The sequence below is a fragment of the Pseudarthrobacter sp. genome (assembly GCF_036675385.1).
GTDB lineage: Bacteria > Actinomycetota > Actinomycetes > Actinomycetales > Micrococcaceae > Arthrobacter.
In genome coordinates this window covers 44,469-57,236 of sequence record NZ_JAKFFD010000078.1, presented here as the reverse complement: position 1 = coordinate 57,236, position 12,768 = coordinate 44,469, and the positions used below count along the sequence as shown (strand labels likewise).

Here is a 12,768-nt window from a genome sequence, read left to right as displayed (position 1 = left end):
TTCAGCCCAGGCCGCGCCGGCAGGAACCGCGAGCAGCCCGGTCAGGCCGATCACGGCGAGGATACGTTTGAACTTTGACCGCATGTGCAACCCTTCAGCACGCCTGACACCGATTCGGGACGAATAAGCGTCTCAGAAAGCAGCAGCGCCCCCACGCGTGGTGTAAAGCCGCAGGTCGCTGTGGCATTTCCTTTTGATTCTATGGTGCACCTCTTGGTGCGTCCACAGCGGCGAATATGCCACCAGCGAAACCCTTGGAAGTGCCTGTTGGCAGCGGAATTCGGTCTCCCAGCAACCTCCCAGCCAACGTTCGTCCCAGTTCCAGCCAGACGGTACATAGTTAATGCAGACGAGGATGAAAGGAAGTCCAATGACTGAGAACCCAACCCAGGGTGCAGCGCCGGAGAACCGCAATCCGGATGAGAACCGGAATGCGGACCAGAACCCTGCGGAGGTCCGCAGTGACGCTGTCGGTCAGGCTAATCCGACGGAGCAGCTGGACCGATCCGGGGGACCCGACAACCTCACCCAGCCGCTGCCGGGTGCACCCCGTACGGTTTTTCCTCCCCGCGAGCCCTTCTACGGCCAGCAGACACCCCCGGGCCAGCAAACGCCCGGCCAGCAAACGCCCGGCCAGCAGACACCTGGCCAGCAGGCTCCCGGCCACGAGTACGCCCAGCACGGGGCGCATTCGGCAGCTCCCGGCGGCTCTGCGGGTCAGCACAATCCAGGTCAGCACAACCCTGGTCAGTACGGAACTGGTCAGTACGGAACAGGTCAGTACGGAACAGGCCAGTACTCCCCGGGCCAGTACAACGCTGCCCCGAACCCGGCCGACGCGCCCCGCAGGAAAGCCTCCTTCGGCGTCGGCACCCTGGTGGCCAGCATCCTGGCCGCCGGCCTCGTGGGTGGCGGCGTTGCCACTGTCGGTTCGGGCAGCCTCTTCAACAACGGCTCCCCGTCGGCGGCGAGCAGCAGCCAGACTGACACTGTCATCGTGAACAACAAGGACGACGTCAACGCCATTACGGCGGCAGCACTGAAGGCTTCCCCCAGCGTGGTGACCATCAGCGCGACGAGCGGAAGTTCAGGCGGTACCGGCTCAGGCATCATCCTGGACGACGCGGGGCACATCCTTACCAACACCCATGTGGTGACCCTGGATGGCCAAAGCGCCAACGCAGCCCTGGAAGTCCGTACCAGCAAGGGCAAGGTCCTCAAGGCCACGCTCGTGGGCACGGATCCCCTCTCTGACCTGGCAGTCATCAAGGTGGACGACGCATCGGGACTCACTCCTGCGACCCTCGGCGATTCCGGCAAGCTCAACGTCGGCGATACGGCCATAGCCATCGGCTCCCCGCTTGGCCTGACCGGAACAGTCACTGACGGCATCGTCTCAACCCTGAACCGGACCATCAGTGTTGCGTCCTCGGCGGCACCGAAGGAAGGCGACACTTCCCAGGGCGGCGATCAGGGCTTCCAGTTCGCCCCGCCAAACGGTGGCCAGGGCCAAAGCACCGCCAACCAGGGTTCCATCTCAATCAACGTGATCCAGACGGATGCCGCCATCAACCCCGGCAACTCCGGTGGTGCCCTGGTCAACACCAAGGGCGAGATCATCGGCGTCAACGTGGCCATCGCGTCCGCAGGCTCCGATTCCGCGTCGAGCGGCAACATCGGAGTGGGCTTCAGCATCCCCATCAACCACGCAAAACGGGTGGCACAGGAGATCATTGATACTGGCAAGGCGTCCCACGGCCAGTTGGGTGTCAGCGTCAAGGAAAAGTCGTCCAGCAGCTCGTCCTCGGGCTTCTCCGTAGGTGCCGACGTGGCAACGGTAGAGCCGAATTCAGCTGCCGCAAAGGCCGGTATCAAGGTGGGCGATGTGGTGATCAAGTTCAACGACCTGGTCATCAGCGAGCCTAACCAGCTCACAGCGGCCGTCCGTGAGCAGGCCGGCGGCTCCACCGTCAAGCTCACCGTCCTGCGCAACGGCCAGGAGCAGACGCTGGACGTCACGCTCGGCACCGCGGCGGACCAGTAGGCCTGAACAGCAGAGCGCACGGCAAACAATCAACGACGACGGCGGAGGTCACCACAGGTGACCGCCGCCGCCGTCGTCCGCGTTCCCGTGCGCCCGGGCAGCGCCGTGACACAGGCGTTAACGGGACGGCAACGGGGGACGGCTATATGGTTAGCTAGGATCTACCCGTACCCCGGGCGTTCCGAGGCCATGACCCCATCCGGCTGGCTGTCCACAAGCATGGAAGGCTGCTGTAAACACAGTGGAAGAGACATTGAAAATCATCGTCCTGGTCAAGCATGTACCGGACGCACAGTTCGACCGACACCTCACCGGCGAGGGCTACACCACGGACCGTAACGAAAGCATCCTTTCCGAGCTGGACGAATACGCGCTGGAGGCGGCTTTGCAGCTGGCTGAGGCCCGCGGTGGCGCCAAGGCCGGCAACCAGGTCATTGCGCTGAGCATGGGCGCGTCCGGTGCCGTGAACGCGGTGAAGAAGTCACTCCAGATGGGCGCCACCGAAGGTGTGCACCTCACGGACAGTGCCCTGGCCGGCTCAGACGCCGCCGCCACTTCGCTCGCCCTCGCGGCCGCCATCCGCCATCTTGGCACCGGCGCTCCGGTGGACCTTGTCCTCACGGGCATGGCGTCCACCGACGGCGAAACGTCCCTGGTCCCGGCCCAGCTCGCCGAGCGCCTCGGTCTGCCGCAGGTCACCTTCGCGTCCTCGCTGACGGTCGACGGCGGCCGGCTGACCGCGCGCCGCGACGCCGACACCTACTCTGAGACCGTCGAAGCTTCGCTGCCTGCAGTGGTCTCCGTGACGGACCAGATCAACGAGCCGCGCTACCCCAACTTCAAGGGCATCATCGCGGCCAAGCGCAAGAGCATCACCACGCTGTCGCTGGCCGACATCGGAGTCGATCCCGCGCACGTGGGCCACACCGGATCGTGGACCACAGTGACCGCTGCCGAGGAACGCCCGCCGCGCACCGCCGGAACCATCATCACCGACGAAGGCGACGCCGGCATCAAGCTCGTCGACTTCCTGGCCGCCCAGAAGCTGCTCTAAGAGGGATCACAGACATGGCAAACGTACTCGTATTCATTGACAACCCCGGCCACGCCCTGAAGAAGAGCACCCTCGAACTGCTCACCCTGGGACGTTCCCTGGGAGAGACCGCTGTTGCCGTGAACGGCGATCTGCATCAGGATGTTTCGGCCACGCTCGCCGAATACGGCGTCACCGCCGTTTTCCGGCCCTCCGCCCAGGACCTGGATGACTACCTTGTCTCGGCGAAGGCAGCCTATCTCGCGGCCGCCGCGGGTGCCGCCGGCGCCGGCACGGTCCTCCTGGACAACTCGCCCGAAGGCAAAGAGATCGCGGCGCGGCTCGGCATCCGGCTCAACGCCGGCGTCATCACCGACGTTGTGGCGGTCGACGCCGACGGTACAGCCCACAAGTCGGTCCTCGCCGGTTCTTACACCACCTCTGCCAGGGCCACCACGGCGGTATCCGTGCTGACGGTGAAGGCCAACAACGTCACGCCGGAGCCGGCATCCGTGGCTTCCGCCCCGGAGACGTCCACCGTCGAAGTGCCGGCGGACGGCACGGCCACGGCAGCCCGTATCACCGCCCGCGAACAGAAGGCCGCCAGCGGCCGCCCGGATCTGTCGGACGCCCGCATCGTGGTGGCCGGCGGACGCGGAGTGGACGGCGACTTCGGCCCCGTTGAGCAGCTTGCGGACGCCCTCGGTGCTGCCGTCGGAGCCTCCCGTGCAGCCACGGACGCCGGCTGGATCAGCCACGACGCCCAGGTGGGCCAGACCGGCAAGACCGTGTCGCCCCAGCTCTACATCTCTGCCGGCATTTCCGGTGCCATCCAGCAGAAAGCCGGGATGCAGACAGCCAAGGTCATCGTGGCCGTGAACAAAGACGCCGAGTCGCCGATCTTCGAAATCGCCGATTTTGGCATCATCGGGGACCTCTTCGACGTCCTTCCGCAGGCCACCGAAGAAATCAAGAAGCGAAAAGGCTGACCTTGACGCACTCCGCTGCCTCAGCACAGAGCCCGTTCAACCCGGACATACACCGGATTGGGCGGGTACTCTGTTTCGCCGCCCATCCGGACGACATCGACTTCGGTGCGGCCGGCACCATCGCCGCCTGGACGGCCGCGGGAATCCACGTCAGCTACTGCATCATGACCGACGGCGACGCGGGCGGCTTCGACCCGGCGCAGCGGGCCGAGATCATCGCCCTCAGGGCGGCCGAGCAGCGCCGGGCAGCCGAACTCGTGGGCGTGACCGACATCCACTACCTCCATGAGCGCGACGGCTACCTGGAACCGACGCACGAGGTGATGAAAGGTGTGGTGAAGCTGATCCGGGAAGTCCGTCCCGACGTCGTGCTCGCCATGCATCCGGAACGGAACTGGAACCGCCTCCAGAAGAGCCACCCGGACCACCTTGCCGTGGGGGAGGCCGTGACCCGGGCTGTATACCCTGCGGTCGAAAACCCGTTCGCCTATCCGGAGCTGGCCGAGGCAGGCCTCGCGGCGTACAAGCTGCCGTGGCTGTGGCTCTATGCCGGGCCCGAAGAGCGGGAGAACCACTTTGAGGATGTCACCGACCACGTGGACGCCAAGCTCGACGCGATCCACGTGCACGTGAGCCAGCATCCCGACGTCGCGGCCATGGAAGCGGCGGTGCGGAACGGCCTGCACATGAACGCACGACGTGCGGGCTTTGCTGAGGGCCGCAGCGCCGAAGCCTTCCACGTGGTCGCCGTCAACGGCCCGGGGACGATCGCCGGCTTCTAGGACGTCCGGTGATGGGGCGGCTGGCCTCTGGCGCAGCCGCCCCCGGGCTCAGGCGCCCAGCGGTGCGGCAGCCACAGTGGGGAACGTCGGGGTAGCCGAACCGCCCACGGGCTCCACGGTGATGCCGAGCGCTGCGGCGGACGCAATGCCCTTCACCACGGCAGGCTTTGACAGGGCTGCTTCGTCCATCAGGCCCTGGGAAACCGGTGCCGAGCCGTCCTTCGGGATCAGCCACATCTGGTAGACCTTGCCGGCCGGCGGTGCGGGTACACCGTTCATCTTGACCACCACGGCATCCTTCGACGACGAAATCAGCACTGTGGCGGTGCCGCCGGCGGAGACAGGTACGGAGGCTTCGCGGACGTCGGCGGCCCGGACCACCTGGTTCAGGGGATCGTTCTGGTCCGTGATGTAGGCGCCCACGCCCACGCCACCGAGGGCGATCACGGCGGCAGCTGCGACTGCGGTGAGCCAGCGGCGGGCGCCGGCAGGCCGGCGTCGTTCTTCCCGGCGGACCCTGGCCGCGGCGAGTTCATCCAGCGCCTCTGCCGGCGACTGTGCGGCAGGCGCAGCAATGACTTCGGTGGGCCCATCGGCAGGCAGCTGCGCGAGGGACGGCAACTGGGACACGATTCGTGCGAAAAGATCCGCGGGAGGTTCCGCCTCAGCCGTAAAGGACGCCGCGAGGGTCTCCCTGGCCTGGCGGACACGCTCAAGGAAAGCGCTGCGCTCGGCGTCGGGCGCGGCGGAGATGTAGCGGTCAATGGCGGCGCGTTCAGCATCGCTGATCGCGTCCAGGGCATAGAGCTCGGCGAGATCCACGGCCCGCCCGGATTCCAGGTCGGCGGCGATCTCAGTTCCGAACGAGCCGGGACGGCGGGTGCCTCCCTGACTATTCATTTCTGTCATCTCAACTCACCCCCAGACAAGTCTTCAAGCGGATCAGTCCGTCGCGGATGCGGGACTTGATGGTGGGTACTGCTGCGTTTAGCTTTTCCGCGACTTCGCGGTAAGTGAGGCCGCCGTAGTAGGCCAGCCGTACCGATTCCTGTTGTGTTTCGGTCAGTGTTTCCAGGCACCGGACCACCGCCTCGGCCTCGAGCCTGCTGTCCACCTCGGCGGAGACGGAGTCGTGGTCCACGTCCTGGCTGCTGGCGCCGTATTTGGCCTCTCGGTCGGTGGCCGACTGCGAGGAACGGACCTTGTCCACGGCCCGGCGGTGCGAAATGGTCATCAGCCACGAGAGCGGACTGCCTGCTTCCGGGTTGAACTTCGCGGCGTTCTGCCAGACCTGGAGGAAAACCTCCTGCGTGGCGTCTTCGCTGAGTTCGGGATCGATGAGCACCCGCCGCGCCATGCCGAACACCCTGCGCGATGTCAATTGGTAGAACTCGGCAAACGCGGCCTGGTCGCCGCCGGCTATGCGGGCGAGCAGCCCGGCCAAGCGCTTGCTGAGATCCGCCGGTGAGTCAGTGACTGCGGCCCGGGCCTCGGAGTTTGGCGCGTTGGGAGTTTCCATCACTACCCAGCATAAGTCGCCCGGCGGTGAAACCTGGGCATCGCGGCCGGTGCTGTCCCGAGGAAAGGGGAGAGCCGACGGGGCCGCCCGCCTCGTCGCTAGCCGTGTCACCTGCCGCTCCTTCCTCGCCCTGGAATTGCTGTCAGGAGTGATTCGGTGCCGGCAGCCGTCCGGATGGGCCGCGGGCGTCCGGAACGGGCGCTCAAATCTGGGCGCCGGAAAATCCCTGCTGGCGCCAGGCCTCGTAGACAGCAATGGACGCCGCGTTGGCCAGGTTCAGCGAACGGAGGGACGGCAGCATGGGAAGCCGCACGGTGGCCGTGACATGCGGATCGCTCTTGAGGTGTTCAGGCAGGCCCACTGATTCCTGGCCGAACATCAGGACGTCCCCGGGGCGGTAGGCGATGTCCGCATAGCTGGCGGTCCCGTCCGAGGTGAAGGCGTACACACGCTCCGGCTGCAGCTCGCGCCAGGCGTCCTCGATGCTTTTGTGGACGGTGACGACGGCGAGGTCGTGGTAGTCCAGGCCGGCGCGCCGGAGCTTGGCATCGGAGAAATCAAAGCCGAGGGGTTCCACCAGGTGCAGTTGGGCGCCGGTTATGGCTGCCAGCCTGATCGCATTGCCGGTGTTGCCGGGGATTTCGGGGGCATGGAAGAGGATTCGGAACACGGTCCAATCCTAGTCAACCAATCCGGTCAACGGTTCAGTGCACGAACCCGGTGCATGCAGCTAAGCTCATGCCTCAGTTCAGTGCATGCCGCGAAGCAGCCTGGCCAGCACGGACACATTAACGGTGTTGGGTGTGGGGCCGGAGGAGAGGAAGTGCTTGAGGCCGCGGACCAGGCCCGCCGCGTTCACCACCTGGATGGTTTCGGAGGTGCCGGCTGTTCGCCGGTGGCGGTCGATGACGGGTTCGTGGAGGTTGCCGTCGGCGCTGTGGATGACTGTCCAGCCGGTGACGTTCAGTTCCGGGAAGATATCCTGCATGGCCCGGACAACGTGGGCCAGTTGCGGCGGCGCGATGGAACGTCCGCCGTGCCTCAGGGTTTGCCCGTCCCAGGCGTAGGCGCCCTTTGGCAGCAGCATGGAACCGATCAGCGCCAGCCGGTAGCCGGACAGGAGTGCGTGGTCGATGTGGCTGTTATCGGCCGGGGACTGCAGGCCGTTGACCAGCCGGGCCGCAGGAATGGCGGGCAGAACCTGGCGGGTGATGAGCTGCACCGTGCGCAGTTCGCGCTGGATTCGGGCTTCGGCGCCAAAAATACCCCGTTTGCGCGGCATCCCGTGGACCTGCTGGCTGGCCTGGGCGAACGGGATGAGCGGCACCATGCCGGACGCCTCGAAGGCCGCCGCATCGTAGGGCGGGACGTACAGGGGCGGGTCACCCGCGGTGTTCCGGGGCGTGGTGGTCCGGTGCACGGTGGCAGAGGCATGGCTGCCCGCCGCCGGCGCATCAAAGTGCGGCCCCGCGGCGGAATCGTCGGTGTTGCGGGACGTTCCTGCCGCATATGAGCGGTCGTAGGCCTTCCGGCGCGTCGGGTCTATCAGGGTTTCGTATGCTGCCGTCACCTGCCGGAAAGCGGCGGCGTCCCCGCCATGGTCAGGATGGGCCTTTCTCGCGGCCCGGCGGTAGGCCACCTTGATCTCCTTGTCGGTGGCCGTCACGGCGACGCGGAGCACCTCGTAGTAGGAGTTGCTGCTCTCGGTCAAGCACTCATCCTTTTTCTTCGCTGGCCAGTCCACGGCATGCAGCCCGGTGGGCCCCAGTTTACGGCCTGCCCACACAACGTCTGCGCACGCCCCAGTGGTTCCCGCGGCCCGGCGTCTAGACTCTTTAAGGATGACGGCAGGCGGGCCGTCCGGGCGAACATATTGGGGTGGACGTGAAGGCGCAGGCGGCTGTACTCGTGGCGGGGGCGCTGCTCGGCGTGACAGCACTGGGAGGCTGCAGTGTTGACGTTCCCGATCCGGCCGCCCCGAAAGTGGAGCCAACCGTCACCGCCCTGGCCACCCCTACCATCACCCCGGGCCATGACGCAGAAGCGGTTGCCGCAAAGGACATGCCGTTCTCCGCTGGCGGTTCCCTGGCCGCCGGGGTCCCCGTGGGGATCTCGGACGGACTCAAGGATGCACCCGGCTGGCAGCAGGTCAAGGAGAACGTGGCCGGCGAGAGTCAATTCGTGAAGTCCGACGGCTGTCTGGTGGCGGCCAAGGTCCGCACAAACCAGGCCCCGCTGGCGCTTCAGGACGACAAGGAGTCGACTGCTGGCCTCTTCACGTACCTGGATCCGACCATCCTGCCCGGCTATCTGAAGACAGCGACGCTGCGGTGGGGCGGTGAGGTTGGCAAGCCGGGGCCGTCGGCTGAGGTGCTGGCGCTGGAGAAACCCGGCCAAGCGGGCGTCAGGGCCACCGCTGTTATGGCCCGGGTGTTCGGCGCCGCGGCATCGTCGGTCTACATTTCGGTGGCCTGCCCGGACGATGCCACTCTGGCAGCCGCCCGGGCCGACGTCGCAGAACGCCTCAGTGTGGTTCCGCCGTCGAACTAGCTGTGTCGGTTACTTACCGTGCCTGCGCCAGGACCCGGCGGGGGAAAGCCGGTTCAGGGCCAGCGCGCCCACGAGCAGGCCGAAGTCCCGTAAGGCAACGTCGTAGAAGCTGCCCAGGACCAGCAGGTTGATGATGATGCCCAGCAGCCAGACGGCGACCAGCAGGGAACCGAACCGGGGCCGGACGGCCACTGCAATGCCGGCGGCGATCTCCACGACGCCGACGATGTACATAAAGGTCTGCGCCGACACCGGCACCACGGAGGTGGCAACCGGCGCGAGGTAGATGGTCCAGTCGGTCAGGATGTTGGTGAACTTGTCCAGCCCGAAGAGAATCGGTGCGACGGTGAATACGGTGCGCAGCAGGAAGAAGGCCTGCCTGTCCGGTGCCATAGCCTGTAGCCGACTGCCTGCGGTGATTTTCGCGTTGGTTGTCATGGTGGACTCCTTCTAAAAGTAGGTATGATTATTTTAGAAAGATTAGCACCATTAAGCAATGGATGTTGTTTTTAGAGTTAGGGGTACAGGGTGCGCAGACTTCCGTGGGGCCGCCGCATGGCGGCCGTGGCTTCCTTGGGCGACGACAAGCGCCGGCAGCTTTTTGAACTGGTTGCCGCTTCCGAGGCCGCAGTCGGGCGCGATGAGGCTGCGCTGGCCCTCGGCCTGCCAAGAAGCACGGCGTCCTTCCACCTTGACAGGCTGGTCCAGGACGGACTCCTGGCGGTGGAATTCCACAAGGCTGCCGGGAAGTCAGGTCCTGGCTCCGGGCGGCCGGCCAAGATGTACCGGCAATCAACGAGTGAAGTCGGTGTTTCCGTGCCGGACCGCAACTATGACCTCGCGGCTGAGCTGCTGGTCGCAGCGATCGAGCACTCCACAGCGACCGGCGGAGCCGTGGGCAACTCCCTGCTGGCCGCGTCGTACGGCAAGGGCCAGGCGCTGGCCGCCGGCGCCGCAAGCCTGACGGACTTCATGACGGGGGAGGGCTACGAGCCCAGGCCTGACGGCGCGGGCGGCTTTGTGCTGGTGAACTGCCCGTTCCATCGCCTCTCGGACGGGCACCCGGAAGTGGTCTGCGCCATGAACGGAGCATTTCTGCAGGGCGCGGCTGCGGCGTGCGGGGAGCCGGAGGAACGCATAGCGCCGAACAGCGAGCCTGGCCAGTGCTGCGCCAGGATCACCCCGCCCTGACACCTGATGGGCCGGGGCCGCGGGTGTGCCGCCCGGGGCACCGCTAGAATTGAGGCGTGCCCGTCTACCTCGATCATGCAGCCACCACGCCACTTTCCGCCGAGGCGCTGGCAGCCCTGACCCGGGAACTTGCCCGCACTGGCAATCCTTCGTCCCTGCACGGCTCGGGCCGGCGTGCCCGCCGCTCCGTGGAGGACGCCAGGGAAGCCATCGCGACGGCGGCCGGCGCCCATCCCTCCGAGGTCATCTTTACGTCCGGGGGCACCGAGTCGGACAACCTTGCCGTGAAGGGCCTGTACTGGGCCCGTTCCGGCGAAGACCCGGCACGGCGCCGCATCCTCTGCTCCGCCGTCGAGCATCATGCCGTGCTGGACACCGTGGAATGGCTGGAGCGGCACGAGGGTGCCATTGTCACGTGGCTTCCCGTGGACAGCCAGGGTGTGGTGGACCTGGACGTCCTCGCCGCCGAGCTGGCCCGGGACCCCGGGACCATTGCGCTCGTGACGGTCATGTGGGCCAACAATGAAGTGGGCACCATCCAGCCGGTGCACAGGATTGTGCAGCTGGCGCACGCCGCCGGAGTGCCGGTCCATTCGGATGCCGTGCAGGCCTTCGGCTCGCTGCCCGTTGATTTCAAGGCCTCCGGGCTGGACGCGATGTCCGTTTCCGGGCACAAGATCGGCGGACCGGTGGGAGTCGGCGCCCTCCTGCTGGGGCGGGCCGTCAAGCTGACTCCGGTGCAGCACGGCGGCGGCCAGGAGCGCGACGTGCGCTCCGGGACGCTGGACACTGCGTCCATCGCCGCCTTCGCTGCTGCCGCCGAGGCCGCCACCGCACGGCTTGCCGCCGAGTCCGCGAGGATCGCGGCCCTGCGGGACAGGCTCATCGACGGCGTCCTGCAGCGCGTGCCCGAAGCTGCACTCCGCGGCGCCCCGGGGGAGGGTCGCCTGCCCGGCAACGCGCATTTCACGTTCCCTGGCTGCGAAGGTGATTCGCTGCTGTTCCTGCTGGACCTGGTGGGGGTGGAATCCTCCACGGGATCCGCCTGCACGGCCGGTGTCCCGCGCCCGTCCCACGTGCTGCTGGCCATGGGGCTGGACGAGGAGACAGCCCGCGGCGCCCAGCGCTTCACGCTGGGACATACCTCAACCGACGCGGACGTGGATGCCTTGCTGGCAGCCCTCCCCGGCGCGTACCAACGCGCCCGCCAGGCAGGGATGGCCGGGCATGAATCCTCGATCCAGACTGCGGGAACGGTAGCGCGTCAGGCGTCCTCCGGCAGGAGCTGATCGAGCCCAACGGAGTTGTCGGCCAGGCGCTCCGCTGTGACTCGGGTCCTGGCCGAGATAAGGGCCTTGATGGTCTTCTGCGCGCCAGGCTGTGGCTTCCGCGGCCAGTTGACGCTCATCCCGGCCACCACCCTGGAATCCTGCTGCCAGAACGCGATGAACTCCTTGCCCTCCAGTGACCCCCGGATCACCGGCTCAGCGCCCGCCGCCAGGGCAGGGAAGCCCGAGTATTCCATGCTGACGTCGTACTGATCGGTGTAGAAGTAGGGGATGGTGCCCAGTACTGCATCCTGGCCGAGCATGGCCCTGGCGGCCACCTTTCCGCCGTTCAGGGCATTGGACCAGTGCTCGCTGCGGTGGTGCTGGCCGGTGAAGCGGTGCAGGGCGTTGGCGACGTCGCCGGCGGCAAAAATGCCGGGCGCGCTGGTCCGCAGGGACGCGTCCGTGAGGATCCCGTTGTCCAGGGCCAGGCCAGCCGCCTGCGCGATGCCCGTCTCGGGAACCACGCCGACGGCGATGACCACGATGTCCGCAGGGAGCGCCTCTCCGGAATCGGTGACCACCCCGGTGACAGCGCCGCCGAGGCCGGTGATTTCCCGTGCCGAGGCGGGAAGCCGGAAGCTCACGCCGTTGGCTTCGTGGAGTCGGCGGAAGAACCGCCCGAGCTCAGGGCCGATGGCCCCGGCCAAGGGGATCTCTTCCAGTCCGAGGAGCGTGACGTTGTTGCCGTACGTGGCGGCAGCCGCAGCCAGTTCCATGCCGATCCAGCCGGAGCCGACCATCACCACGTTCCTGCCGCCTGCCGCCAGGCTGCTGCGCAACCGACGGCTGTCGTCCAGGGTGCGGAAGGTGGAGACGCCGGCCAGGTCGCTTCCGGGCAGGCGGAGGGTGCGGGGCGCCGCCCCGGTGGCGAGCAGCAGGGAACCGTAAGCCAGCGTGCTGCCGTCGTCCAGCTCCACCGTCCTGGCGTCCGGCCGGATGCCCGTGACGCGGGCACCCAGGCGAAGGCCGACGTCGTTCTCCGCGTACCAGCCTGGCGGCACCACCGGGACGGCGTCCTCGGCGGCCTTGCCCAGCAGATACTCCTTGGACAGCGGCGGCCGCAGGTAGGGAGGATGGTGCTCTGCGCCGATGATCGTGACCCGGCCTTTGAACCCTTCCGCCCGCAGCGTCTTGGCGGCGGTGGCCCCGGCCAGGCCGCCGCCGGCAATCACAATGTCCCCCGCAGTAGCAATGTCCTCAGCCATGTCCGCCCGATTCCCGCCGGTGTGCTCGAAGTCTAAAACCGTTAATTCTGACTTTAGAAGTGAAGGCCCGCTGGGTCAAGGGTCTTTTGGGGAGGATTCGGCGTGGCGATAGACTGGTGCGGCA

At 66.9% G+C, this 12,768-nt stretch carries 13 protein-coding genes; 7 read left to right on the top strand and 6 right to left on the bottom strand.

Annotation, left to right across the window (positions count from 1 at the left end):
* Positions 1–370 precede the first annotated feature (370 nt).
* The 4 genes from V6M49_RS06570 to V6M49_RS06555 all read left to right on the top strand — a co-directional run bounded on the left by V6M49_RS06570 (position 371) and on the right by V6M49_RS06555 (position 4,848).
* Positions 371–2,044 carry a trypsin-like peptidase domain-containing protein gene (locus V6M49_RS06570; protein WP_332760610.1) on the top strand — a complete coding sequence of 558 codons (1,674 nt, stop codon included), beginning with the start codon at positions 371–373 and terminating at the stop codon, positions 2,042–2,044.
* Positions 2,045–2,297: 253 nt separating this feature from the next.
* Entirely contained in the window at positions 2,298–3,098 is an 801-nt protein-coding gene (locus tag V6M49_RS06565) for an electron transfer flavoprotein subunit beta/FixA family protein (protein ID WP_141141051.1), read from the top strand.
* Positions 3,099–3,112: 14 nt separating this feature from the next.
* Complete coding sequence (locus V6M49_RS06560; RefSeq protein ID WP_332760609.1) at positions 3,113–4,066, top strand: electron transfer flavoprotein subunit alpha/FixB family protein; 954 nt, start codon at positions 3,113–3,115, stop codon at positions 4,064–4,066.
* Between the two features lie 2 nt (positions 4,067–4,068).
* Positions 4,069–4,848, top strand: coding sequence for a PIG-L deacetylase family protein (locus V6M49_RS06555; protein WP_332760608.1), 780 nt, complete (start codon positions 4,069–4,071; stop codon positions 4,846–4,848).
* Positions 4,849–4,896: 48 nt separating this feature from the next.
* Here the strand turns inward: V6M49_RS06555 and V6M49_RS06550 are convergent, their stop codons facing one another.
* The 4 genes from V6M49_RS06550 to V6M49_RS06535 form a co-directional block, all read right to left on the bottom strand.
* Positions 4,897–5,757: an anti-sigma factor gene (locus tag V6M49_RS06550; protein ID WP_332760607.1), complete on the bottom strand. Its 861-nt coding sequence runs from the start codon at positions 5,755–5,757 to the stop codon at positions 4,897–4,899.
* 1 nt (position 5,758) lies between these two features.
* Positions 5,759–6,367 (bottom strand): ECF RNA polymerase sigma factor SigK, encoded by a 609-nt coding sequence (gene sigK / locus V6M49_RS06545; RefSeq protein WP_141141047.1) that lies wholly within the window; start codon positions 6,365–6,367, stop codon positions 5,759–5,761.
* Positions 6,368–6,569: 202 nt separating this feature from the next.
* Complete coding sequence (locus V6M49_RS06540) at positions 6,570–7,037, bottom strand: tRNA (cytidine(34)-2'-O)-methyltransferase (protein ID WP_058931909.1); 468 nt, start codon at positions 7,035–7,037, stop codon at positions 6,570–6,572.
* A 78-nt stretch (positions 7,038–7,115) separates the two neighbouring features.
* Complete coding sequence (locus V6M49_RS06535) at positions 7,116–8,078, bottom strand: J domain-containing protein (protein WP_141141046.1); 963 nt, start codon at positions 8,076–8,078, stop codon at positions 7,116–7,118.
* Between the two features lie 167 nt (positions 8,079–8,245).
* Between V6M49_RS06535 and V6M49_RS06530 the strand changes: the two genes are divergently transcribed.
* The gene (locus V6M49_RS06530; protein ID WP_332760606.1) at positions 8,246–8,917 is read left to right on the top strand and encodes a hypothetical protein; all 672 of its coding nucleotides are present in this window, start codon (positions 8,246–8,248) and stop codon (positions 8,915–8,917) included.
* A gap of 9 nt (positions 8,918–8,926) precedes the next feature.
* On the opposite strand, the gene V6M49_RS06525 is transcribed toward V6M49_RS06530, so the two are convergent.
* Positions 8,927–9,355, bottom strand: a complete 429-nt coding sequence (locus tag V6M49_RS06525; protein ID WP_332760605.1) for a hypothetical protein — start codon at positions 9,353–9,355, stop codon at positions 8,927–8,929.
* A 90-nt stretch (positions 9,356–9,445) separates the two neighbouring features.
* On the opposite strand from V6M49_RS06525, the gene V6M49_RS06520 reads away from it, so the two are divergent.
* Positions 9,446–10,108 (top strand): helix-turn-helix transcriptional regulator, encoded by a 663-nt coding sequence (locus tag V6M49_RS06520; protein WP_332760604.1) that lies wholly within the window; start codon positions 9,446–9,448, stop codon positions 10,106–10,108.
* A gap of 56 nt (positions 10,109–10,164) precedes the next feature.
* Positions 10,165–11,397 (top strand): cysteine desulfurase family protein, encoded by a 1,233-nt coding sequence (locus V6M49_RS06515; protein WP_332760603.1) that lies wholly within the window; start codon positions 10,165–10,167, stop codon positions 11,395–11,397.
* Here the strand turns inward: V6M49_RS06515 and V6M49_RS06510 are convergent.
* Positions 11,373–12,644, bottom strand: a complete 1,272-nt coding sequence (locus tag V6M49_RS06510) for an NAD(P)/FAD-dependent oxidoreductase (RefSeq protein WP_332760602.1) — start codon at positions 12,642–12,644, stop codon at positions 11,373–11,375. The genes V6M49_RS06515 and V6M49_RS06510 overlap by 25 nt on opposite strands.
* Positions 12,645–12,768 lie beyond the last annotated feature (124 nt).

Excerpts from the sequence above, each read along its gene's own strand:
- V6M49_RS06570 (WP_332760610.1), top strand. The coding sequence starts at position 371 with ATGACTGAGAACCCAACCCAGGGTGCAGCGCCGGAGAACCGCAATCCG.
- V6M49_RS06560 (WP_332760609.1), top strand. The coding sequence starts at position 3,113 with ATGGCAAACGTACTCGTATTCATTGACAACCCCGGCCACGCCCTGAAG.
- V6M49_RS06550 (WP_332760607.1), bottom strand. The coding sequence starts at position 5,757 with ATGACAGAAATGAATAGTCAGGGAGGCACCCGCCGTCCCGGCTCGTTC.
- sigK (WP_141141047.1), bottom strand. The coding sequence starts at position 6,367 with ATGGAAACTCCCAACGCGCCAAACTCCGAGGCCCGGGCCGCAGTCACT.
- V6M49_RS06525 (WP_332760605.1), bottom strand. The coding sequence starts at position 9,355 with ATGACAACCAACGCGAAAATCACCGCAGGCAGTCGGCTACAGGCTATG.
- V6M49_RS06510 (WP_332760602.1), bottom strand. The coding sequence starts at position 12,644 with ATGGCTGAGGACATTGCTACTGCGGGGGACATTGTGATTGCCGGCGGC.